The organism is Glaciihabitans sp. UYNi722, assembly GCF_040549465.1.
GTDB lineage: Bacteria > Actinomycetota > Actinomycetes > Actinomycetales > Microbacteriaceae > Lacisediminihabitans.
In genome coordinates this window covers 126,832-149,805 of record NZ_JBEPTL010000002.1, presented here as the reverse complement: position 1 = coordinate 149,805, position 22,974 = coordinate 126,832, and the positions used below count along the sequence as shown (strand labels likewise).

General features: G+C 62.4%; 19 protein-coding genes. 6 read left to right on the top strand and 13 right to left on the bottom strand.

All coding sequences use genetic code 11. From position 1 onward, the window contains the following. Positions 1-182: 182 nt before the first annotated feature. The 3 genes from ABIB56_RS02075 to ABIB56_RS02065 all read left to right on the top strand — a co-directional run bounded on the left by ABIB56_RS02075 (position 183) and on the right by ABIB56_RS02065 (position 1,985). A complete protein-coding gene (locus ABIB56_RS02075; RefSeq protein ID WP_354567179.1) occupies positions 183-695 on the top strand; it encodes a hypothetical protein in 513 nt (170 codons plus the stop codon). 39 nt (positions 696-734) lie between these two features. Next, entirely contained in the window at positions 735-1,211 is a 477-nt protein-coding gene (locus tag ABIB56_RS02070; RefSeq protein ID WP_354567178.1) for a SprT-like domain-containing protein, read from the top strand. A 195-nt stretch (positions 1,212-1,406) separates the two neighbouring features. After that, positions 1,407-1,985: a CGNR zinc finger domain-containing protein gene (locus tag ABIB56_RS02065; protein WP_354567176.1), complete on the top strand. Its 579-nt coding sequence runs from the start codon at positions 1,407-1,409 to the stop codon at positions 1,983-1,985. 159 nt (positions 1,986-2,144) lie between these two features. On the opposite strand, the gene ABIB56_RS02060 is transcribed toward ABIB56_RS02065, so the two are convergent. The 12 genes from ABIB56_RS02060 to ABIB56_RS02005 all read right to left on the bottom strand — a co-directional run bounded on the left by ABIB56_RS02060 (position 2,145) and on the right by ABIB56_RS02005 (position 18,928). Then, positions 2,145-2,561 carry a YkvA family protein gene (locus ABIB56_RS02060; RefSeq protein WP_354567175.1) on the bottom strand — a complete coding sequence of 139 codons (417 nt, stop codon included), beginning with the start codon at positions 2,559-2,561 and terminating at the stop codon, positions 2,145-2,147. A 2-nt stretch (positions 2,562-2,563) separates the two neighbouring features. Next, complete coding sequence (locus ABIB56_RS02055; protein WP_354567174.1) at positions 2,564-3,217, bottom strand: cation efflux transmembrane domain-containing protein; 654 nt, start codon at positions 3,215-3,217, stop codon at positions 2,564-2,566. Between the two features lie 91 nt (positions 3,218-3,308). Next, entirely contained in the window at positions 3,309-4,175 is an 867-nt protein-coding gene (locus tag ABIB56_RS02050) for a LacI family DNA-binding transcriptional regulator (protein ID WP_354567173.1), read from the bottom strand. A gap of 29 nt (positions 4,176-4,204) precedes the next feature. Then, positions 4,205-6,058, bottom strand: coding sequence for a glycoside hydrolase family 2 protein (locus tag ABIB56_RS02045; protein WP_354567172.1), 1,854 nt, complete (start codon positions 6,056-6,058; stop codon positions 4,205-4,207). Further along, positions 6,055-7,425 (bottom strand): glycoside hydrolase family 28 protein, encoded by a 1,371-nt coding sequence (locus tag ABIB56_RS02040; protein ID WP_354567171.1) that lies wholly within the window; start codon positions 7,423-7,425, stop codon positions 6,055-6,057. The genes ABIB56_RS02045 and ABIB56_RS02040 overlap by 4 nt, the downstream gene beginning before the upstream one ends. Beyond that, positions 7,422-9,905, bottom strand: a complete 2,484-nt coding sequence (locus tag ABIB56_RS02035; RefSeq protein ID WP_354567170.1) for a glycoside hydrolase family 2 protein — start codon at positions 9,903-9,905, stop codon at positions 7,422-7,424. Before ABIB56_RS02035 ends, ABIB56_RS02040 begins: the two co-directional genes overlap by 4 nt. Next, positions 9,902-10,762: an ABC transporter ATP-binding protein gene (locus ABIB56_RS02030; protein WP_354567168.1), complete on the bottom strand. Its 861-nt coding sequence runs from the start codon at positions 10,760-10,762 to the stop codon at positions 9,902-9,904. The genes ABIB56_RS02035 and ABIB56_RS02030 overlap by 4 nt, the downstream gene beginning before the upstream one ends. A 1-nt stretch (position 10,763) precedes the next feature. Next, positions 10,764-11,624, bottom strand: a complete 861-nt coding sequence (locus ABIB56_RS02025; protein ID WP_354567167.1) for an ABC transporter ATP-binding protein — start codon at positions 11,622-11,624, stop codon at positions 10,764-10,766. Continuing rightward, positions 11,621-12,541 carry an ABC transporter permease gene (locus ABIB56_RS02020; RefSeq protein ID WP_354567166.1) on the bottom strand — a complete coding sequence of 307 codons (921 nt, stop codon included), beginning with the start codon at positions 12,539-12,541 and terminating at the stop codon, positions 11,621-11,623. The genes ABIB56_RS02025 and ABIB56_RS02020 overlap by 4 nt, the downstream gene beginning before the upstream one ends. An 11-nt stretch (positions 12,542-12,552) precedes the next feature. After that, entirely contained in the window at positions 12,553-13,539 is a 987-nt protein-coding gene (locus ABIB56_RS02015) for an ABC transporter permease (RefSeq protein WP_354567165.1), read from the bottom strand. 37 nt (positions 13,540-13,576) lie between these two features. Further along, positions 13,577-15,259 (bottom strand): ABC transporter substrate-binding protein, encoded by a 1,683-nt coding sequence (locus tag ABIB56_RS02010; protein WP_354567164.1) that lies wholly within the window; start codon positions 15,257-15,259, stop codon positions 13,577-13,579. A gap of 159 nt (positions 15,260-15,418) precedes the next feature. Continuing rightward, positions 15,419-18,928 (bottom strand): glycoside hydrolase family 38 N-terminal domain-containing protein, encoded by a 3,510-nt coding sequence (locus tag ABIB56_RS02005; protein WP_354567163.1) that lies wholly within the window; start codon positions 18,926-18,928, stop codon positions 15,419-15,421. Between the two features lie 364 nt (positions 18,929-19,292). Here ABIB56_RS02005 and ABIB56_RS02000 point away from each other — a divergent pair, with 364 nt between their 5' ends. Next, entirely contained in the window at positions 19,293-20,483 is a 1,191-nt protein-coding gene (locus tag ABIB56_RS02000) for an ROK family transcriptional regulator (RefSeq protein WP_354567162.1), read from the top strand. 15 nt (positions 20,484-20,498) lie between these two features. Next, positions 20,499-21,434, top strand: coding sequence for a glycosyl hydrolase (locus ABIB56_RS01995; protein WP_354567161.1), 936 nt, complete (start codon positions 20,499-20,501; stop codon positions 21,432-21,434). Positions 21,435-21,443: 9 nt separating this feature from the next. On the opposite strand, the gene ABIB56_RS01990 is transcribed toward ABIB56_RS01995, so the two are convergent. Next, complete coding sequence (locus ABIB56_RS01990; protein WP_354567160.1) at positions 21,444-22,328, bottom strand: oxidoreductase dimerization domain-containing protein; 885 nt, start codon at positions 22,326-22,328, stop codon at positions 21,444-21,446. Positions 22,329-22,360: 32 nt separating this feature from the next. On the opposite strand from ABIB56_RS01990, the gene ABIB56_RS01985 reads away from it, so the two are divergent. Beyond that, positions 22,361-22,825, top strand: coding sequence for a class I SAM-dependent methyltransferase (locus ABIB56_RS01985; RefSeq protein ID WP_354567159.1), 465 nt, complete (start codon positions 22,361-22,363; stop codon positions 22,823-22,825). The last annotated feature ends 149 nt before the right edge of the window (positions 22,826-22,974 follow it).

Below are 22,974 nucleotides of genomic sequence, written 5' to 3'. Positions count from 1 at the left end.
CCGCGAGTCGTCACTATTGGCTTGAAACGAGCGGGCATGGAGCCAGTTTCGACGACTCGTGGATGGTGCGTCAGTACTGCCCGTGGTAGCGCTCGCCAACCGGCGCGGGAATCCGAACCAAGGTGACGACAAGCTCGTGCAGCTGAGCCTCGACACGGTCCGCGAGGGTTAACCTCAAAGGGATGAGCATCGCCTATGACCCAGAGACCCTGCACGAGATCGTCGACGAGGACGCCGTGCGGGCCCGTCTCGACGAACTCGGCCCGAGCCGCAGCACCGCGGCACTCGCCGAGAAGGCAGGCCTGCTGCGGATGCTCGGCCGCCTCGACGAGGCCCTCACGCTGGCAGAGCAGAGCTTTCGACTCGCTCACTTCGCCGGCGACCGCGAACTGCTGACCGCCGCCCGACTGCGCAGGGCCCAGGTTTTCCAATATCAGGGCAAGCTCGAGCGCGCGCTCGCTGAGATGTCGGCCTGCCGGGCTACCGCCACCGTGGAGGGCTGGCAGTCCGTCGAGGCGTTCGCCGCACAGCACGAGGGCAAGGTGCTGTTCGAACTCGGCCGCTTCGACGAGGCGAGGGATTCCATCTCGCACGCCCTCGACATCCGTAAGCGCATCGGCGCATCGCAGGACCAGGTCGACTCCTCGCAGCTCGCCCTGGAAGCCATCATGCGACGGAGCCTGAAAGATGACTAGACGAGGGACGACCGAGCGGCACGATGGCTAAACAGAATCATGGCTGAACTGGCCAGGGTGCGCACCTGGGCCGATGCCCTGATCGCCCTGCATCTCGACCCGAGCTGGTCTTTCGGTTTCGACTCGGCGAAGACGCGCGCCGGACTCTGCAACTACACGGACAAGCGGATCACCGTGTCGCGCTATCTCGCCTCCCGCTACGAGGACGACGAGATCCACCAGGTGCTGCTGCATGAGGTCGCGCATGCCATGGCCGGCACCAGGGCCGGCCACGGACCGAGATGGAAGGGGATCGCCGCCGACCTCGGGTACGAGGGCAAGCGACTGCACGACGGCGAGATCGCCAACGAGCTCGCCCCATGGGTCGGCACCTGCCCGGCCGGCCATCTGCACTACCGCTACCGACGACCGACCCGTGCGCTTGCCTGCGGCAAGTGTTCTCGACGCTTCGACCCGGCGAACGCGATCAGCTGGATGCAGCGATCCGTCTCCGCCACGCGGCGCCGGACCGCCTGACGAAACGATTGGTCCCATCGAAACGCTCGATTGGTCCCATCGAAACGCTCGACGGGTAAGGCTGAGAAGTTGCCCGAATTGCGTGATCCCCGCACGGTCACCGTTATTTCGGCACGGCACGGCACGGCACGGCACAGCACAGCTTCGGCGAGCGCCCACCTCGGCAATTGGGTGGTAACCGACCATAATGGTTACGTGGAAACCGGTCAATGGTTCATGTCGCGCGAGGGTCACCGCTGGTGGTTCGATTCCGGCGCGATCAGTCTCGATTTCGCCTACACGGGGTCGATGGCCGACAACCCGGTCTGGGAACGGCTGCAGGCACCCAGCGACCTCAGCGACTGGCTGGCCGGTCGCTTCGAGAGGATGGATGCCGCGACCACCGAACGCGAACTGGTCGACGCCCTGGCGCTCCGGTCCGCAATCGCGGGGGTGACGCACGCCCTCAACGCGAAGCGGGAGCCCGACGCCGACGACATCGACACCATCAACCTGTTCGCCGCGACCCCGAACATCCCCCCGGCGCTGCCTGGAGGAAACCGGCACGCGGGGCACAGTTCGGTGCGGGTGGGTCAGGCGTTGGCGACGATCGCGCGGAACGCCGTCGCGCTCTTCGCCGACAACGCCCAGGACAGGTTGCGTGAGTGCGCCGCCGACGACTGCCAGCTCATCTTCTACGACGAGTCACGGTCGAACAACCGTCGCTGGTGCTCGATGCAGCGCTGCGGCAATCGCTCGAAGGTGCGGGCGCACCGCGCGCGGTCGTCCCGCTGACTCGCGCCGCAGCATCCGTCGCATGCCGAGGGGGCACAAATGGCTGCCCCGGCGCGTCCTAAGCCGCCATTCGCGACCCCTCGCGGCCTGCGCACAGCGACAGGGTCGCACCGAGAGGCCGCCGTAGCCGTTCCGGCTGGCCAGGAAGGAATTCGATCGCTATGCGGGCAATCCGGCAAGTCGAAGGACCGCGGTCAGGCCAGCCGGGGTGCCCGGCCAATGTTTCTCGATTGCTTCGCGTCCCGCTCGGCGGGTCGCGAAGCGGAGCGCGATCGCGACCACCAAAGCGTCGTCGGCATACCCCAGCACGGGGATGAAGTCAGGGATGAGATCAATCGGGGAGATCAGATACACCAGCAGAACGCCCAGCCAGATTCGTACCCCCACCGGCACCGCCCGATCGCCGGCGAGGCGTTTGAGCAGCCTCGCCACATCCGGGGCCAGTCGCAGAAGGTCGAGCAGGGAAGCGCGGCCTGGATGTTTGCGTTGCTCGAGCCAGAGCACCAGAACAAGCACCAACCAGACCAATAGCAAACCGGCGAGCACACTTAGGGCGATCTGCCACCACTCCGACATGACTACGACTCCTCGCCGCGGAAGATGTGGATAGCTTCCCGGACCGCGTAATAGACGATGACGAACCCGGCCACAGGGTCCGCCCACCACCACCCGAAGACGAGATCCAGGGATATCCCGAGGAACACCCCGACCGCGAGGAGCCCATCGATAAAGGTCACCCGCCCCTCCGCGACGAGCGTCGGGTTCCTCAGCGCGCGCCCAGTCCGCCCCTTTAGTCCGGCGAGGGTGAACATGACAAGCGCGGTAACTGCCGTCCAGATAATCCCGCCAACGCCAGGCGATGCGTGGTGACCGGTCAGAAGCGCCACCACGGACTGGACAAACAGATAGCCCGCCAACAGAACGAACGCGACACCGATCAGCTTCAGCGCCCGCCGTTGACGCGCTTCACCAGTCCCGGACAGTTCCCACAACACCACCATCGACGCGCCGATCTCGATAAAGCTATCGAGCCCGAACCCAGCCAGGGCGGCCGACGATGCCATGAGCGCAAGCACGGTCAGCACGGCCACGCCGACCACGTTCCAGGCCAGCGTGAACCACTCAAGTCCCTTGCCGCGCCGCAGAAGAACAGCCCCCACCTCACCACGCGCGGAAAACGTCACCAAACGATTCTTCCAGTCCTCGACCTCACGAGCGGGCCGGGTGGTCACGTTTAGAGAATTAAACCGGGGGCAATTCAACTGGTGTGGAGCGATGACGCAGGCTCATCCCGACCGCTGAAGCACTCGGCGGCTCTCGCGATCACCGAGCGGAGGCAGCATTCAGGTGGCGGAGCGACTCGCGACTGACGAGATTTACCATTGGGGCCTCGTATCGTCGTGCAATGCCGTCGGAACGGAACGTCAACATGGCCTGCGCCGTGAGTTCTCCGATGGCCTGGACATCGTGCGATAGTGCCGCGAGCTTCGGAGTGGATAGCTGACAGAGCGCGGAGTCGTCCCACGCAACCATGGAAAGATCCCCCGGCACGCTGAGGCCGGCATCCTCGGCGGCCATCAGTCCACCAAGCGCCATGAGATCGTCGTCGTAGATGATCACCGTCGGTGGATTCGGCCGATCGAGGATCTCGCGCGTTGCGCTGCTACCGCCCTCTTCGGAATAGCCGGCCTCGACTTCGATGCCAACGACGTCAAGGGACGCGGTAGCCTCGATGAACGCTTCGGACCGGATCTGGCTGTGGGCGAGGCTCTGCGGGCCGCCGACCCGACCGATGACACGATGGCCGAGTTCGACGATCTCTGCAACGGCGATGTGTACAGCTGCGGCATCGTTAGTCCAGACGTCCGGGAATGGACCCGCAGTCTCGGGCGCTCCCACAACCACCGTCGGGATGCCGAGTTCGATCATGAGATCCACCCGCACGTCATTTCTCGAGAGATCTACCAGCAGGACGCCGTCGACCTGTCCCGCGGCCGCCCAGCGCCGGTAGGTCGAGAGTTCCTCCTCCGCGGATGCCACCACCTGCAGTAGGAGCGCGACATCCGCCGGACCAAAGACGTTTTCGACACCGGCTATCAGTTCCTGATAGAAGGGCTCGGCGCCGAGGCGCTGCGTCGCACGCACAAGCACAAGTCCGATGGGGCGCTCGGTGTGATCTGGCGTGTCCATACTTAACCTTAAGTGCCTCGCTGTCTGCCTCACACCGTGCGGTTAAGCGTCGGGCGTCTGATCGCCTCGGTCTGTTCGATTGCAGCGGTGCGTGACTGCGCCACACGGATCCGCTCTACATCGAGCTTGCTCGAACGATCGAAGCGGTAAATACCGTTCTGCTCCTGGAACACGTCGGTCAGCTGCGTATAGCAGTAGCCGAACGTCTGCTCAATGTCGAGGAGCACACCCACCAGGCCGGCAAACCGTTCCTGCATCTCGTCCTCAGTGCGGGGGCGTTCGCCGTACCCCCAGGAGAGTGCGGTGTCGGTGTCGGCAGTGGCGCGGGCCACATCCGGGTCCCACCAGATTCCGCCGAACTCGGAGCAGAAATACGGTTGACCGCGATAGGCCACGGAGATCGTTTTCTCGCCAAGATACGAGACGTTGATGAATGGTCTCCCTTCGGCGAGCGGCGCCATCAGCGTGGCGAAATCCGTCGGGTCCTGATAGTAGTTGTGCGAATCGTAGATATCCGCCTCCGAAACCCGGTGCGAGTATCCGGAGGTGTCAAGTACCGGTCGCGATCCGTCGGCCTGCTTCGTTGCGAGGAACATGCCGCGTGTGACGTCGTCGAGCGTGTGGATGCCATCGTCGATCTCGCGCTGGGTTTCGTTGAGTGGGCACCAGCCGATGATCGACGGATGGCTGTAGTCGCGGTCGAGAACCTCGAGCCACTGTGTGATGAACGATGCCGTGTGGCTCGACTCACCGAGGTTCGGAAGGTTGACCCAGTCCCCGAATTCTCCCCAGACGAGGTATCCGAGACGATCCGCGTGGTACAGGAAGCGCTCCTCGAACACCTTCTGGTGCAGCCGTGCGCCATTGAAGCCGGCGGCAAGCGATAGCTGGATGTCGCGCATAAGCGCGTCATCGTCCGGCGCGGTCATCAGCGACTCCGGGTAGTACCCCTGATCGAGCACCAGTCGCTGGAAGACCGGCACACCATTGATCAGGACGCGCTGCCCGTCGATCGCGACCGATCGCAGCCCGGCATAGCTGATCACGCGATCGAGCACGACGCCATCCCGATCGGTCAGCTCGATCACGACGTCGTAGAGATGGGGGTCGCCTGGCGACCAGACACGCACTCGGTCGGCTGGAAGGGCCAAGCGCACGCTCGGGGTGAGATCGAGGTCCGCGCGAATGCTCCGTGTCGAAGCTTCCCCGTTCTCATCGCTCACCCTGACTCGCAGGGTGGCTCCCGGAAGATTGCGGCTGAGTGGTACAGCGACGTCGAAGCTCGAATCCGCCAGCAGCGGTGTGATCTTCGGGCGGCGAAGGTGTACGGGCGGCACGGCCTCGAGCCACACGGTCTGCCAGATTCCCGTCGTTCGGGTGTACTCACAACCATAATTGGCGTACTTCGTCACCTGCTTGCCACGAGCCTGAACCCCATCGCGACTGTCACGCGCCCGCACCACGATCGTGATGATCTCACCGGCCGAGACGCCGTCGAGTTCGGCGCTGAACGGCGTGAATCCGCCACGATGCCGAACAACCTCCTGCCCGTTCATCCACACTGTCGCGTCGTGGTCGACGGCGCCGAAGTGCAGAAGCACACGCATCTCCGCCCATGTTGCCGGTATCTGAACCGTGCGCCGATACCAGACGGCAGCCATGAAGTCGATATGGGCGATTCCGCTCGCCTCCGACTCGGGTGCGAACGGAACGAGAATCTCGCCGGATAATTCGCTCTGCACGAGGCCGCGTTCGAGGCCGCTGTCGCCGTGGTCGATCTCGAACTGCCACGGGCCATTGAGGTTCAGCCACTCCTCCCGCACGAATTGCGGACGAGGATGTTCCGGTCGGGGGATCCCGTCGATCCTGCGTTCCGAGGTCACAAGACGTTTTCCTGCGCCCGCGAGTGCTCGAATACCGCAGGATCCCTGTCGGGATGCGCTGCCTCGCCCCGCAAGCCGTCGATCACCAGTCCGTCGACATCGATTGCCTCCACCGCATGCGAGAAATTATCCGGGCGCGAGCCCCACACGACCTCGCAATTGCGCAGAGTGACATCCGCAGCGGTGTCGATGTGGAATCCGCTTGTCGGGTGCTGGTAAATCTGTTCTCCTGACTCGAATGGACGGCGGTCGTACTCGCCGCCCGGCCACGACGACCACCGATCGAGTTCCACCCGCACGTTCTCGAGAACGACGCCCTCCACCAGTCCGGCGCTGTAGCCGGCGATGAACACGCCGTTCTCCGAGCGAGCCAGGATATTGCGGAACCGCACATTGGTGATGCGCCCGACCTTGTCATGCCAGGGGAAGGCGCTCACGTAGATGGGCTCACCGTGACCCCACCAGTCGTCCGCGAAGTGCCGGGTCTCGACGATGCAATCGCTGAAGAGAATGTTGTCGAAATTGCCTTCTTGGCCCAGGTTGACCGCGAGTCCGCGGTGCGAGGAGCGGATGACACAGTTGGATACGATCACGTTTCGGATGTCGGCAACCGCATCCACCCCGATGACGATCGCGCTCGAGGTGGACCGCAGGGTGCAGTTCGTGATCACGATGTCTTCTGTCGGGCCGTACTCGGGAAACTCTTCGCATGTTTTCAGTGAGATGGCATCGTCTCCGCTGGAGATCTCGCAGTCGCTGATCCGCACCTGCCGGCAGCGGTCAAGGTCGATGCCGTCGGCATTGGGAAACTTGAGATCGGTGTCGACGCGGATGCCGGTGATCAGGGCGCGATCCACGCCGGTCAGCCGAATGCACCAGAGGCCGGCATCGGTGAACCTGGTGTCCCGAAGCGTCACGTCTTCACAGTGGATGAAGAAGACGGTGAACGGACGCGCGTTGGGGCTGCGGTAGATATACCCGGTATCCGAATCGATGAAGTGGCGTCCGCCGCCCCGAATCGTCCCCGCGCCGGTGATGGCGATGTTCTTCGCATCCTTCGCCCCGACGAGGATGTACGTGTCGTCGCTGTTGTCGGTCAATTCACCGCTGGAGAGAGCCGACACCTTGAACCGCTCGGTGTAGTCCTCGACTCGCTCGCTGCCGTCGAGCACGGCACCACGCTCGAGATGCAGGTCGACGTTGCTCTTCAGCATGATCGAGCCGGTCTTGAATGTTCCGCCGCTCGGCACGACGACCCGCCCACCGCCGAGGCTCGAGACCTGGTCGATCGTCGCCTGGATGGCGGCGGCATTGTTCGTGGTTCCGTCGGCGACGGCACCGTACTCGGTGATATCCACAGTGGTCATGCTTTCGATCCCTTCGAGACAGCGTGGGGCACCGTCAGATTGTTGACGCTCTGCAATACCGGGTGGGCGACGAGTTGCTCCGTCTCGAGTAATGCCGTGGACGCAACGGTGAAACGGTGGGTTTCGCCGGGCAGCAGGGTGATCAAAGCGTCGTCCACGACGGCGTCCGGGTCGAGCCGGTCGGCGTTGAGCACGAGATCCTTGGCGAAGGCGTTGGCGCGGATGTCGACGGTGTATCCACCGGCCGCCACGGTGACAGTGCTCTCCAGGTCGAGCGCGTCGAGAGCGAGCTCGGTGTCTTCGACGAAGTACCAGTACGCCGAGCGGGCTTCAGCGGAGCGCACGACGATGAGTTCACTCTTCGCATCATCCGGTCGCACTATCGACGGGTCGAGCGTTACTGTCGCGTTGCTCCGCGGAGCAACGTCGATGGTGATGCTGTCGCGAGCGAGCTCGTCGCCGCTGAGTGAGACTCGCATCACCGAGAACTCCCCGTGCCAGACCGATGCCGTGTCATTGCTCGCGATCAGTGCGAGGCCGTCGGGGCGCGGCTGAATCGTCAATAGACGCGGTGCGTTCAGGGCGCGAAGCGCGTACCACAGTGGCTTCCGACGCCGCGCGCCGTCGACGGCGGCCCAGCTGGTGACCGGCCAGCAGTCGTTCAGCTGCCAGATGACCGTGCCGGCCGTCCTCGGCGAATGGGAGCGGAAATGCTCGATTCCGTAGCTGATCGCCCGCGCCTGATTCAGCTGAGTTGCGAAGTGCCAGTCGTCGAAGTCGTGGGGAGCTGGCAGGTGTTTCTCATACCCGACGCGAAGCTTCTCGTTTCCGTCGTCCGCCTTCTGATGGGAGAGAACCCCGACCGAGTCAGACGCGAGCGGTTGGTCATGGATGGCGTCCGTGAGGGTCGGCATGTTTGGCGGTCCCTGGAAGCCGAACTCGGCGACAAAGCGGGGAATATCATCCCGATACGTGGTGTAGTCCTGGCGGTTCCACACTTCCCAACTGTGAACGCTGCCATTGTGGGGGTCGCGCGGTGTTTCATAGTTGTTCGGCGAAAACGGGCTCGACGGCGTGTATGAACGGGTGGGGTCGAGTTCGGCGAGAATTCCGGGGATGAGGTCGTCGTAGTAGCCGCGACCCCAGCTCACGCCCTCGCCGAGCGCTTCCTTCCAGCCCCAGTGGTAGTAGCCCTCGATGTTTTCGTTGCTCCCGTTCCAGAACACGAGAGACGGATGCGGAGCGAGTCTTGCGACGTTCTCACGCACTTCGGCCTCGACCTCGTCCCACAACTCGGCCTCCTCGGAGTATGCGGCACAGGCGAACAGAAAGTCTTGCCAGACCATAATTCCGGCCCGGTTGCATTCCGAGTACAAAGCGTCGGATTCGTAGATTCCGCCGCCCCAGATGCGAAGCAGGTTCATCCCGGCATCCACCGCGTCTCGCACGCCAGCCGCGTAGTCGGCATCGGTGATGCGTGGCAGGAAGCAGTCGTCGGGTATCCAGTTGGCGCCCTTGATCCAGACGTACTGACCGTTCACGAAGAATTGGAAGCTCGTTCCGAACTCGTCCGGATCCATGCGCAGTTCCACTGTGCGAAATCCGATCTCCCGCTGCCAGTCGTCGAGCAGCGTGTCGCCGTCTTCCACCGTCACGGTGAGCTGGTAGAGAGCCTGCTCCCCGTACCCGAGCGGCCACCACAGGTCGGCATCCGGTACGTCGAGGTCGATCTGAACGTGAGTTTCAGCGCTGGTCACAGTGGCCGCGACATCGACGCCACTGCCGTTGGCGACGCGGGCGCTGACCGCGACCTCACTCTCGGACGTACGCTCGAGGTCGATCGAGAGTGACACGTGACCGGTTCCATCCGGTGCGACCGTAACCTGGGGAACGACGCTCGCCAGGCGAGCGGTGGACCACCTGTGTAGGTAGATCGGCTTCCAGATTCCCGCGGTGACGAGCACCGGTCCCCAGTCCCAGCCGAAGTTGCACGCCATCTTGCGCATCGCGTTGTATGGCAGCTTGTTGCCCACATAGGGGCGGGCGCCGATTCGGTCCTCGGCCGCCCGGGCGAATGCGAGCGCGGAGGCGAACCCGATCCTCAGTTCGTTTTCCGAGTTCTTCAGTAGATCGCGCACATCGAAGCGGTAGCTGCGATGCTGATTGCTGGTGCTGCCGACTCGCGCTCCGTTCAACTCGAGAGTGGCCACAGTGTCGAGTCCCTCCGCGACCAGGTCGACCCGTTCGTAGCCTTCGTCACCGGCGTCGAACGTGGTGGCGTACTCGAAGTCGGACTCGCCGATCCAGGCGAGCGCGTACTCATTGGTGTCGAGGTATGGATCGGGGATGTAGCCGGCGGCAAGCAGGTCGGTGTGCACGGTTCCGGGCACCGTCGCGGCGACAGACTCGGGAAAATCGGACGGTACAGGGCCCGCTGTCGCTCGAAGGTTCCAGCCCGAGTTGATCGGTTGGCGGCTCATGTGCTCTCCTTGTGGATCGGTGTTTCTGGCGTGTTCTGCGCGTATCGGGCGGCCACCGAGGTGAACCGTTTGTTTCTGGAGGGTTCCGGTGCTGCCGCGGCGAGTTGTTTGGTGAAGTCGGCCTGCGGATTGAGGATCACGTCGTCAGCGGGGCCGCGTTCGACGACCTCGCCCTGGTACATGACGAGAATTTCGTCCGAGAAATGACGCGCGGTTGCCAAGTCGTGGGTGATGTAGAGCACAGCCAGGTTCTCTTCCCGCTGAAGTCGGGCGAGCAGATTGAGCACCCCGAGCCGAACGGAAACATCGAGCATCGACACCGGCTCGTCGGCGATCAGCACATTCGGACCGGGTGCGAGAGCTCGGGCGATGGCGACGCGCTGGCGTTGCCCGCCGGAGAGCTCGTGCGGCCGACGGTCGATGAAGTCGTCAGCTGGCTCGAGGTTGACCCGCTCCAAAAGCTCACGCACCTTCTGTCTAACTTCGAGTTTGCCGCTTGCCTTACCGTGCAATAGAAGCGGACGGGCCAGGTGGTGCTCGATGGTGTGGAAGGGGTTCAGCGACGCAAAAGGGTCCTGGAACACCATCTGCACCTCGTCGCGGTACTCACGGAGGCCGCGTCCGTGACGGGCGAACGACTTTCCGTTCAGCAGGATGTCGCCGGAGGTTGGCGCTTCCAACTGGGCGATCATTCGCGCGACGGTGGATTTGCCGCTACCGCTCTGCCCGACCAAAGCGATGGTACGACCCGGCTCGAGAGTGAAATTGACGTCTTTCACCGCTCGAAGCAGGGTCGACTTCGTGCCAGCTCGGAGTCGGTAGTTTTTTGACAGATCTGTGACTTCGAGGGTTGTCATCTCAGACCGCCTCCTCTTCCAGCGCGATGCCGTTGCGGATGAAGTCGCCGCGCTCGCCCGTGAGACTGGGAAATGAGTTGAGGAGCTTGCGGGTGTAGGGATCCTTCGCCGCGAAGAAGATGTCCTCCGCCGACGCGGTCTCGAGGATCTTTCCGGCACGCATGATGGCGATTCGATCACTGATCTCGAGCAGTAGTGGCAGATCGTGAGTGATGAAAATGACGGCAAAGCCGAGCTCGGATCGCAGCCGCATGATCTCGGCGAGAATGTCGCGTTGCACCACTACGTCCAGCGCAGTCGTCGGCTCGTCCATGATCATCAGCTGCGGGTCAAGAGCCAGCGCCATCGCTATCATCACACGCTGCCGCATACCACCGGAGAGCTCGTGAGCGAAGCTGTGCAGCCGGTTCGGGTCGACGCTGACCAGCTCCAGCAGCTCGGCGGATCGGGTAAGGCGCTCGGCTTTGGACATCTGAGGCCGATGGGTGCGGAAGACATCGTTGATCTGCGCTCCGACGGTGATCACGGGGTTCAGCGAGTTCATCGAACCCTGGAAGACCATCGAGACCTTGTCCCACCGGTAGCGCTGCAACTGCTTACCAGCGAGACCGAGAACGTCAATGTCGCTGCCCGACTTGTCGTGGAAGACCACCTCGCCGCCGATAATTGCGGCTGGTGCCTTGAGAAGCTGGTTGATTCCGTAGGCGAGGGTCGACTTGCCGCATCCGCTCTCTCCCGCGAGGCCGAGAACCTCCCCTCGACGGATGAGCAGGCTGACGTCATCCACGGCATGCACCGTTTCCTGGCCTACATAGTCGACTCGGATATTCTTCACAGTCAATACGGCGTTGTTGTCGCTCATGACGTCTTCCTTTGCAGCTTCTTCACTCGCGGCGCTCGAAGACGCGGGTCGATCACCTCGTCGATGCTGAAGTTGATCAGTGCCAGCCCGCAACCGAAGACGGCGATGAAAAGGCCCGGAGGGGCGAACCACCACCAGCCGCCCAAGAGCAGCGCCTGACCGTTCTGGGCGTTGGCGAGCATGGTTCCCCAGGTGAGCGAGCCGGTCGATCCGATTCCGATGAAAGACAGGCCAGCCTCGCCGAGGATTGCGAAGATGATTGAGAAGACGAAACCCGACGACATCACCGGCAAAAGGTTGGGAAGAATCTCGACGCAGATGATCCGCCAGGTCTTCTCGCCGGAAACACGGGCCGCCAGTACGTAATCCCTGTTTCGCAGTGACAGCGTCTGCCCACGCAATACCCTCGCCCCTGCCGCCCATCCGGTGAATGCGAGAACGAAGGCGACGAGGAACACGCTCTTCTGCGGAGCGTAGGTGCCGATGACGATCATCAGCGGCAGCCCGGGAATGATGAGCATCACATTGCTGATCAGCGAGAACGCTTCGTCGAGAAAGCCGCCGACGAATGAGCCGACGATTCCGAAGAACGCGGAGAGCACCAGCACCAGCGCGCCGACGAGGATGCCGATCAGCAGCGATCCGCGCGTACCGTATGCGAGTTGTGCGAAAACATCCTGCCCCGTCTGGGTCGTGCCGAACAGGTGCTCGGCGCTGGGCGGAGCAAGACCGATGTTCGACACCGCTGTCGGATCCTGCGCAAAGAATGGCACGATCACGCCGAACAGCACGGTAACGATGACGATCGTGGCGCCGACCACGAGCTTTGGCGAGAGGTACCGACGAATGCTTTTTCGGGGGCCGTCCGTGGAATCGTGAACGGAGATTGTCGAGCTTTCAAGTAGGAGTTCAGACATAGTGATTCTTCTTATCCTCTGGCTCTCGTTCGCGGGTCGATGAAGCCGTAGAAGATGTCGACGATGAGATTGGCGGCGAGCACAGCTACGGTGATCACCAGAAAGAGGCCTTGCATCAGCGCATAGTCGTTGTTGGATACGGCGTCGAGCATGGCGTTGCCGATGCCCGGGTAAGAGAAGACCTTCTCTGTGACGATAGAACCGGCGACGACGAAACCCAGTGAAATGGCGAAGCCCGTCACAGACGGCAGCACCGCGTTTCGGGCGGCATAGGTGATCATGACCCGCATTGGGCTCAATCCCTTCGCCTCCGCCGTCGTCACATAATCGTCCGACAGTGTGGAGACCATCATGTTTCGCATGCCAAGCAGCCAGCCACCGATTGAACTGATCACAATCGTCAGGGCGGGTAATGCTCCGTAATAGAGGACGCTTCCAATGAAGTCGGGCGTGAAGCCAGGGCTCACCGTATTGACGTCGTACCCGCCATTCAGCGGGAACCAGCCAGCCATCGAAGCGAGAAAGTACAGCAGAATGAGCGCGAGCCAGAAATACGGTACCGACTGCAGCAGCGTCGTCGCTGGGATCAGCGAGTCGACCCAGGTGCCACGCTTCCAACCGGCGAAGGTCCCCAGCGCGATTCCCAGAACGGCCGCGAAAATGGTCGACAGCCCGACGAGACCAAGCGTCCAGGGAATCGCCTGACCGATGACGTCAACGACAGGAGTGGGAAAGTAGGTGACTGAGATTCCGAAGTTTCCATGCACCAATCCGTTCAAGTAGTCGAGGTACTGCTGCCAAAGCGGCTCGTTCGTGTTGGTGCCGAACAGTGCCTCGAGCGCCTTGCGCATTCCCGGGGCGACGGGACCCTGCTGGGAGAGCTTTCCGATCAACGTGTCGACCGGACTACCGGGCAACAATCGTGGGATCACAAAGTTGAGGGTCACCGCCGCCCACAGGGCGACGACATAGAAACCGATCTTTCTCAGAAACTGCATGTCGAAACCGTCGGCTGCTTTCGCGTCGTCGAATCGATTACTTCTTCTTGAGGTGCATCAAAACCTGCGCGTTGTCCGGAGACGTGCCCGGAGCGGGCTGAGCGTACAGGTCCTTGTCCGTCGGGAATCCGGTCACCTGTTTGGTGCTGTACTCGACGAAGCTCCTGTTATTGATGATCGGGATGTACGGCAAATCTTTCACAATGATCTGCTGGATGGTCGCGTACGCCTTCGCCTTCTCGGAAAGGTCCTGTGTGCCCGATGCGGTTTTGAGGGCATCATCAACGGTCTTGTTCGAGAAACGCGCGACATTCTTGTACGGGTTTCCGGAGGTGCCCACCTGGGTGGTGTTTTCCGAGCCGAACGCGCTGTCGTACAGGTAGTACGGGTCGGCAGTCGGGCCTTGGAAGAGGCCGTTGATTTGAAGCTGGAACTTGCCGAAGCCGGCGGCGCTGTTGTTCTCCTGATTGGCTACCTGCTGCACGTCGATCTCGATGCCTGCGGCTTTGAACTGCTGCTTGATCGTCTGCAGGGCCGCGATGTAGTCGGTGTAACCGCTTGTGACGAGCACCTTCATCGAGAGCCTCTGGCCGCCCTTGGCATAGATGCCGTCTGACCCTTTCGTCCAACCGGCGCTCTCGAGAAGACTCTCGGCCTTCTTGACGTTGGGTGTCATCGGCTCAGTGCCCTTGACGCTGTCGGCGATGAACTTGTCATCCCGCCCCGGCAGCGCGAAGGTGGCCGAGATCGGAACAGCGTTGTCGTAGTAGGCGAGCTTGTTGACCTGCGTGCGATCGATCGCGGCTGACATCGCCTGGCGAACGACAGGGTCCGTCTGCGGACCGGTGCATCCGAGCGCCGCATTGGAGCAGGTGTTCAGCACCACCTGCTGGCTGCCATAGGTCGTGTAGTCCAGGTTGGCCTTGTTACCCAAGACTTTTTTGACGTCGGGAATGAAGATGCCTGCCCAGTCGAGTTGACCGGCAATAAGTTTGCTGGTGGCCGCCTCGTTGCCGGCGAGTGAGTACATACGTACACCGCCGACCTCGATCTTGTCCGCGTCGCGGAATGTCTTGCTCTTGTTCAGAAGGTAGGACTGCGAGGTGAAGCTGGAAAGCTTCAGCGGCCCGGTTCCCACGGGATTGGCGTTGGGATCCTTGACCGGGTCTTGAATGGACTTCCAGATGTGCTCGGGAACGATGTAGGTCGTTCCGAGGATGTTCGGGATGTCGGTGAAAGAGGCTCGGTCGAAAGTGAACGTCACATGGGTGTCATCCGTAGCCTTGGCGGACGGGGTGTTGCCGCTCACGTTCAGAGCAGGGTTACTGCGGATGAGGTTCATCGTGAAGGCGACGTCATTCGCTGTGAACGGCTTGCCGTCACTCCATTTCACGCCCTTCTTCGTCGTGACTGTCACTTCGGTTCCCGCGGCGTTGGCGGTGAATGTCGAACCGAGCACAGGAACGGGCTTGGTTCCCAGTGGAGCATTGTTGTTGTAGAAGAACAGCGGCTCGTAGATCATGCCCTGCACCTCGGAAAGCACGGTAGGCGAGAGCGGATTGAAGTTCTTGACGAACGATCCACTCGCTCCGTTGTAGACGGCGAGCGTGGGCCCACCAGAGCCCGAGTTCGAGCCAGAGGGTGTGCAGCCCGTCAGCGCGAGAGCCGCGATGGCCACTCCCGCTAGTGCTGCGCCAAGCGCTCGTTTCTTGAAGATCATCATTGACCCTTCCCAGGTGCGTCATTGCGGATGTGGTTCACCGTGCCAGTTGTGACTTCAATGAATTAACTAAGTCAGCGATTTCGAGTATCGACCCCTCCGGCGGGTGCTGTCAAGTGCGACGCCTCTTGCTGTTCCAAGGCGCAGCTGACTCTCAGTTCACCCGCACGCCAGCGCGACACGTTGTACACCAAAGCCAGCCAGCTCGACGCGCACCGTGCCACCCGCATGACTCGAGCCTTCTGCGATACGGTAATCGCCGGGCAACGTCAGCAGCGTCGAAAGCGGTTCTTCGCCCAGGTTGGTGACGCACAACACCGCCTCTTTCTCCTTCGTTTCGACCACCTTCACATCCAGTGCCGAATCCCCGCCGAGTGCGGCGAGTACGCCGGCGCGATAGACGACCGGGGTATCCGGCCGATAGCGGTCAAGCGGCAGGATTTCGCTCAGCTGGGCGTCGACACGAGCGATACGTCCGAAACGACTCGATTGCGCCGCATCGAAGCCCTCAGTTATGCCGACGCGGTAGGAAAAGCCAGCCTCACCGGACTGCACGGGCGGAGTGTTACATGGCCAGTAGTTGTTCATGGCATAGGAGAAAATCGCGCCGCTGTTCGCCGGGAAGGAGGTGGGCCACGCGCCTCGCACGACGTCACCGACCGCGAAGAGTGGCGCATCGAGAGCGGTCCAGAGAATTTCTCCCTCATCTGTGTCAATTGACACCGTATTGGTGAGCGCACCCCATTCGTTGGAAGCCCCGGGTCCGTGGTCAGAGCTCGGGTTCACCCAGCCGAGCTGGCGATCGTAGCGCACGACCGGGTTAGACCCCGCGAACGGAAACGCTACATAGATCGCCTCCATGTCGAGGCATGGCTGCTTGACGAAACGAACATCCAGATCACACATCGCAGAATCGTTGCGCAGCAATAGCTCGACGACGACCCCGTCGATGCCCGCACCGCTGCCGCTCCAGCGGACCCGAATTCCATCGAACGTCTCGCGATAGCCGTCGAATTCGAGTATGGGCGACTCCGAAATGAGATCGCTGCGAGGCGGGTCGGCGATGTACCGAAAGTTTTCGATTGACAGCGTGCGACCGCGTTGATGCCCGTGGACGGCTGGCGGCCGCGCAAGCCATTCCGCATCCGTCTCCGAGAACGGTTTCTCACCGGTGCGGATGATCTGCCCGAGTCGAACCGAGGATGACGGATCGAGAAGCTCTCGTCCCGTAGGGCGATGCCGCAGGCTTCGAGGAAGCCGCGTCTTGTCGTCCAGTTCGAGCACCCATCCGGGGCTCGTGATCACTCCGGCATCCGTTTGGTGCACGAGATCGTTGGCTGCCACCGCTAGTGCCGTTGACGCCGCCGGCGACGCGTCGCCGCCGGGAAGAGTGAGCAGGCCGGCCGTCATCGGCAGAAAACGCCATGAATGAGGCGGCATCGCAGGTAGGCGCACCCTCAGCCGCCGCATTCCGCCGCAACTGCTGATCAGTTCGAAGGGCATGATGCCGTCGGCGTCGAGGAGGTCGATGCCGTCGGCGAGGTCAATCTCCGCCTCGAGATCTGTCGTCCATGAATGTGGGTTCCAGGCGAGGAAGCCAGGGCCGGCTACGTCGACAAGTTCTGCCAATTGCGCGGCATGCCTGCGCATCTCGTCAATTGCAACCCGGTGGGCGTCTTCGATGTACCGCCGCTTCCAACCGAGTTGATCCTGGACGGGGAATGCATGCGGGTGAGAGGTGGATCGTGACCAGGTGAGAGTGTGCTCTGCTGCGACAGCAAGGTCGTTCCAGGCGCGATCAAATTCGACGCGGTTAGTCGTGACTGCGGAGTATGAGGCCGCCACCAACGCCCCGAAGGTCTCGGCAGCGGGCAACAGGGCCTGCGTTCTACGGTAGCTGGCGAAGTCGGATGCGGCTGAGCCGACGCCGTCTTCCCAGTAGCTTCCCGACTCGCTTTTCCATACCGGTAGTCGATCTCTCAGGGGCGCCACAGAGGATAGGTACTCGTCGAAGGTCGACACGCGAAAGCGGGGCCACGCAAACGCCTCATTCCAGCGATCGACGAAGCCGGTGTCGCCATCGGCGAGATCCTCGTTGTCCGCATGGGTTCCGATCACGGCCAGGTCGTTCGGCAGGTAGTCCGACCGTTCGTATCGTGCCAGATATCGGCCAAGACCGTTCGTGGCGCCGACCAGAGACTGCGGGTCCGCCGCGATGAATCGCAACTGGGAGTAGTGATCAGCGAAGTGGGCGAGAACCTCGCTGCCATCCGGGCCTTGCCATCGCACGGGAGACATCAGATGAAGCTCATCGCTGGTATCCGTCGCCGCGCGCCCGTGATTCGCCATGCCAACGAAGCCGTCGATACCAAGGTGAGACAGCACGGAAGGAATCGCACGCGAATATGTCGGCACATCGGTCAGGTTCGCATAGCGAATCGATGTCACCTCCGAGACCGGGAGGGTGAGCGAGTAGTCCATCGAACGGTAGAGCTCCTCGAGGCTCACCACGCCCGTCAGCAGGTTGCTGTGGAACGCGTTCACTCCGAGCGCGCCGCGAGTTATCGCGCGCCGCATCCTCTCCACCTGTCCGCGGGATCTGGTGCGCTCGTACTCCTGCATGATCGCGCTGCCGTCTACGGCGAAACGAAATCGCGGGTCTTCCTCCATCTTCGTGAGCGCTCGATCGATGTTCCGGCAGTGCAACTCGAGCACCTTGCCCTGCGCATCTGTGAAGCCGAGGTCGAGGTGAACGTGCGGCACGAGGTGAAGCTGCCATTTGCGGGCGGGAACGATCTCCTGGGAACCCTCGCGCTCACCAACACGGAAGCGGACAGTTGTGCGCTCGCTGAAGGGCGGGGCGGGAAAGCGCCAGCGGAACATTCCAAAGTCGCGACCCGGCGGGATCGCCGGAACCTGCACGACTTCCGTTCCCCAGTCCAGTTCGATCGATCCGGGAAGGGGGGTTCCCGCTTCCCAACTCAGGTCGCAGTCGACAAGTTCGGCTTCCCCACGGTCGGTATCGATGAATAAGGGTGTCGCGCTGAGAACAACGCTTGGTGCTGCTGGCAACCCGGGCTCGAGTTCGTCGGTCAGGACCAGGCTCGCACTCGACCAGCGGATGTAGCAGCCGAACCAGTTTCCATAGTGCGCCCGGGCAGCCGGCAGGTGCTCGCTCGACCTGTACCGTACGTCGTGGTTCACTCCATCGCGGTCGCCGAGTGCAGCAGCCTCGTCGAGTACCGTCGTCACGCTGATCGAATGCGCTCCAGCAGGCAGCCAGGCTGCGGGCAGCGGTACCCGGAGATGCACCGGTCCGGCTGTCGGCCCGGGTTCACCGGTTGCGGTTCTGTCGTCGCGAATGACGACCGGATGAAAGACTCCCCGGTGTATACCGTCAACGACGATTTCCAGATCCGGGCATGGTCCGCGTTCCGATGAAAACTGCAGATCGAGCACTGCCCGGGCAGTCTCGGGCACGTCGAACAAGACCACAATCCTGTGAGCGACATAGTTGCCGGTCTCGTCAAGCACCCCCGGCTGCACGGCAGGCCAAGATTCTGTTTCGCCCCCCGCACCAATAGTGATCGTGGGTAGAAGGTCGATGTTCTGCCAGGATCCCGCAGCACTTTCGGGGGCGAACGTCCATAGCGTTTTCGAGGTGGTCATGCTCGGCTTCTCACATTCGTTGTGGGTCGGTGTTGTCTCAGAGCGGACGTTGCACATTTGCCGCGAAGACGAAAGACTTGATTTCAGTCGCTTAACTAAGTCTGTGCCGCGAAGGCTCAAAGGAGAAATTCGATGCCCAGCAAAGCGCTTCCACTCATCAGAGTGGGCGGCGCCTTGTGCGTTGAGCGGGAGGCCGGCAAGGCGAACCCGCCCAAGTCACGCGTCGCTCCGCTGAATACGCCGCGCTCGCTCCGCGCTCGATGTATTTCGCCAAGGGATATGATTCTGCAGCTTGAGTTCTTTGAGCAGACGGCGCGCGCGTGGCCGCGACGGCGGGATGCGCCGATCAGAAAAAGGGGCTGACATGAAAGTTGCTGAGTCTACCCTCGGACCCCTGAGCCATGGCAAGCTACTCGACATCATCCGCTCTGGCGGCCCGATCAGCAGGGTCGAGATCGCCGAGATCGCGGGACTGACCCAGGCATCGGTTTCCACCATCGTTCGATCACTTTTGAACGAAGGACTGGTGCACGAGGTCGGTCGGGTGGAGTCGACCGGCGGCAAACGCCGCACCCAGCTCGAAATCGTTCCCAACGCCCGTTACGCGATCGGTGTGCACCTCGGGCTCGAGTCGATCGTCTACGTCATCACGAACATGGCGGGCGGCATGATCGGACGCCAGCGTCGGGCCGGTGCCGGGAGCGCAGCGCCCGGGGAGGTGATTGAGCGTATCGGCGACGAGATCGACGAGCTCGTCGGTGCGCTCGGGGTCGACCGCGCATTCATCGTGGGTGTCGGGATCGTCGCTGCCGGTCCGATCAATTATTCGGCGGGCGTCATCATCGGCTCTCCGGCCCAAAGGCACTGGAATGCCTTTCCCCTCAGGGAAGAACTGGCAAAGCGCACCGGACTCCCGGTTGTGCTCGACAAGGATGCTACTGCTGCGGCGATCGGCGAATTCTGGGGCGGTCGTGCCGACGTGCCTTCTTCGTTCGCGTGCCTCTATATGGGTACGGGCATCGGCGCCGGCATTGTGATCGACGGCTCTGCCTTTCGTGGATCGGCCTCCAACGCAGGGGAGGTCGGCCACGTTTCACTCGACGTCCGTGGCGCGAGATGCTCGTGCGGCAACCGTGGTTGCCTCGAAGTCCTGGCGGCGCCGCTCGCCGTCGTCACTAGGGCGCGCGGGGTTGACGAAGACATCCCACCAATGCAGCCCAATGAGGTTTCACGCGCATTCGACGGTATCGCTCGCCAGGCCGTCAGCCGGAATGAACAATCACTGGCCCTCATTCGCGAATCTGCTGAATACATGGCGGAGGGCGTGCTAACGCTCGTCAATATCATCGACCTCGACCTGATTGTGCTCGGGGGGCCAGGCTTCGCGATTGCGGGCGCGATCTACATCGAGGCAATCAGGAGCGTCCTTGCCGAACGCTTCTTCGCCAGGGATTCGCATGGCGTCGAGGTGCGTTTTTCGACCAACCCACGGGACGCAGCAGCGCTCGGAGCCTCCGCGCTCGTTTTGCAACAGTTACTCGCACCCCGAGGGTAGCGAGAAAGGAAGATCATGCCTTCACCAGTAAATCTGAATGCGACCCTCGAGGCACGGGAACTGCTCGATACGATCTATCAGGTCTCCGGCCTCCGGGTGCTCTCCGGTCAGCACAACACACCACGGGACATGTCATTCTTCAGCGAGGAGGCCCATCGCATCACGGGAAGTTATCCGTCGGTCTGGGGCCAGGACTTCGGTTTCGCGAAGGACGGCGATATGGACGGCGTCAATTACCGTCAGGCGATCGTCGATGAGGCGAAGAAGCAGCACAAAGCCGGCTCGATCATCACGCTGATGTGGCATGCCGTACGCCCAACCGAGGAAGAGCCTGTGACCTTTCTCGACAGTATCTGCGCCGGCCAGCTTGCCGAAGCGGATTGGCAAGAGTTGCTGACGCCGGGAAGCGCAACCCACACACGATGGCTTGACCAGGTCGACCTCATCGCCATGTTCCTCGGGCAGTTGCGTGACGCATCGATTCCCGTGCTCTGGCGTCCGTATCACGAGATGAACGGAAACTGGTTCTGGTGGGGTGGTCGCGAGGGAAACGACGGCTACACGGCCCTCTACCGCCAGCTGTACGACAGGTTCGTCACGGTGCACAACCTGAATAACCTGATCTGGGTATGGAACGCGAATGCGCCACGGGGCGATGCCTCCGGATACGCCGGCTTTTTCCCCGGCTACGACGTCGTCGACATTCTTGCCGCGGATGTCTACGCGAATGATTACCGGCAGTCACACCATGACGACCTGCGTGCGCTCGCGAACAACCGTCCGATAGCGCTCGGCGAGGTCGGGATCGTGCCAACCGCCGAGATTCTCGAGGCGCAGCCGCATTGGGCCTGGTTCATGATCTGGAGAACGTTCATCAACGATGAGAACGATCCAGACGCCGTTCGCCGGCTCTTCGCGAGCCCGCGCGTACTGAGTCGAGGCGGGGAGTAGAGCGCTGCGTCACGCTTTCACCCGCGCGTGATCTGGCGATGTTGTGTTGATTACCCCGTCGGTCACATGCGGCTCACCGCATGCGGGCGCGCCGAATTCTGGCCAGCGCCCGGATAGCGATGCCGAGCACTCCGCTGCGGAGTTGTTCACGGGTGACCTGCACGCAGGCATCCCACACCGCATCGTTGTAGGTCGGATAGGGGGATGCGTGGTACCGGAAAGTTGGCTCGCCGTCATCTTCTGCTTCACGGCCAATGTCACCTCCGCCAGCGATTCGCCCGCTCGCGGGCCGACGATAGTCGCCCCGATCACGACCCCTGTGCGGTCGAACACGACGCGCGTGAAGCCCTGCGACTCCGATTCGGTGATTGCTCGATCCAGATCACGGTGCTGCACGGTGACCACACGATGACGCGCTGTGGAGGTGTCGTCATCGTGAATTCCCACCGCAGCTACTTCGGGTTGGGTGAAGGTGACTCTCGGTACGACTCTCCGATCCGCGGTACGGCGGAGGCCGAGGATCGCATTGGCGGCCGCGATGCTGGCGTTGACTCCGGCGGTGTGGGTGAAGTGCCCCAGCCCGGTAACGTCTCCCGCCGCCCAAATACGCTCGGCACTGGTCCGCAAAGTGTCGGTCACCACCACATATCCCGATGCGTCCGTGTCCACGCAGGCCAGATCCAACCCCAACTCCGATGTGTTCGGTGTCTTGCCCACAGCCACAAGCATCCGCTCGAACTCCACGGTGGTGCCGTCTTCGAGGATCGCGCTCCCGGCCAACCCGAACTCGCTGGATACGCTGCGGACAGTGCACCTTCGCCGGATGTCGACTCCGTCGTGTGTGAGGGCGGCCGCGATGACATCTTCAGCCTCCGCGCCCTCGCGGGGGAGCAAGCGGCTCCCCGCTGCACCAACGTCACCATGAGATGCTCGCCGCATCGCGGCGTCGGATCGCTCAAGCGGGATATGACACGTTACGGCTCCTTGAAGCGGACGCCGCACTGCTTCCGCGTGATCGTATCGAGCAGATACTCACCGCCGACGGGCGCGAATCGCAGTTGGATGCGCTGTTCGCCAGCTATGCGCTCAGCGTCTTTCCTGAATGGCACCCAGCGTGGAATGACGGAATCGCTCTGGTGCGGCCGGGTGGTCGTGCCGGGATCGTCGACATGCGGCCACCGACGGGAAAGGCATCCGTGCTGCGGCCGCTGGCCGCGCTCGGCGGCTCCGATATCCATGCCCGGCCCTGGCGTGTGTTCGAAGCCGACCTATCGAACGTCGAACTCACGACGTCCGCAGCGGCTACATCGTTGCGGCAGCAGGCGTCGTGTGACTTTCCGCCGGCGTCCGCGAACGGATTGTTTGCCATGCGATCGGTCGCGCTTGGGTAAGACCCCAAGTAGCTGATGCCGCCGCCGCTATCCGCGAGGCAGGGTTGTGGCGACTTAGTCCCGGTCCCGTCACGTTGACTGGCCAGTCAAATTGTGCATAACTAGGGATACCCCCAGGGGGTAGTTAACAGCCCACCGAAGACAAGGAG

Excerpts from the sequence above, each read along its gene's own strand:
- ABIB56_RS02075 (WP_354567179.1), top strand. The coding sequence starts at position 183 with ATGAGCATCGCCTATGACCCAGAGACCCTGCACGAGATCGTCGACGAG.
- ABIB56_RS02070 (WP_354567178.1), top strand. The coding sequence starts at position 735 with ATGGCTGAACTGGCCAGGGTGCGCACCTGGGCCGATGCCCTGATCGCC.
- ABIB56_RS02060 (WP_354567175.1), bottom strand. The coding sequence starts at position 2,561 with ATGTCGGAGTGGTGGCAGATCGCCCTAAGTGTGCTCGCCGGTTTGCTA.
- ABIB56_RS02050 (WP_354567173.1), bottom strand. The coding sequence starts at position 4,175 with ATGGACACGCCAGATCACACCGAGCGCCCCATCGGACTTGTGCTTGTG.
- ABIB56_RS02040 (WP_354567171.1), bottom strand. The coding sequence starts at position 7,425 with ATGACCACTGTGGATATCACCGAGTACGGTGCCGTCGCCGACGGAACC.
- ABIB56_RS02035 (WP_354567170.1), bottom strand. The coding sequence starts at position 9,905 with ATGAGCCGCCAACCGATCAACTCGGGCTGGAACCTTCGAGCGACAGCG.
- ABIB56_RS02030 (WP_354567168.1), bottom strand. The coding sequence starts at position 10,762 with ATGACAACCCTCGAAGTCACAGATCTGTCAAAAAACTACCGACTCCGA.
- ABIB56_RS02025 (WP_354567167.1), bottom strand. The coding sequence starts at position 11,624 with ATGAGCGACAACAACGCCGTATTGACTGTGAAGAATATCCGAGTCGAC.
- ABIB56_RS02020 (WP_354567166.1), bottom strand. The coding sequence starts at position 12,541 with ATGTCTGAACTCCTACTTGAAAGCTCGACAATCTCCGTTCACGATTCC.
- ABIB56_RS02015 (WP_354567165.1), bottom strand. The coding sequence starts at position 13,539 with ATGCAGTTTCTGAGAAAGATCGGTTTCTATGTCGTCGCCCTGTGGGCG.
- ABIB56_RS02010 (WP_354567164.1), bottom strand. The coding sequence starts at position 15,259 with ATGATCTTCAAGAAACGAGCGCTTGGCGCAGCACTAGCGGGAGTGGCC.
- ABIB56_RS02005 (WP_354567163.1), bottom strand. The coding sequence starts at position 18,928 with ATGACCACCTCGAAAACGCTATGGACGTTCGCCCCCGAAAGTGCTGCG.
- ABIB56_RS02000 (WP_354567162.1), top strand. The coding sequence starts at position 19,293 with ATGAAAGTTGCTGAGTCTACCCTCGGACCCCTGAGCCATGGCAAGCTA.
- ABIB56_RS01995 (WP_354567161.1), top strand. The coding sequence starts at position 20,499 with ATGCCTTCACCAGTAAATCTGAATGCGACCCTCGAGGCACGGGAACTG.
- ABIB56_RS01985 (WP_354567159.1), top strand. The coding sequence starts at position 22,361 with ATGCTCGCCGCATCGCGGCGTCGGATCGCTCAAGCGGGATATGACACG.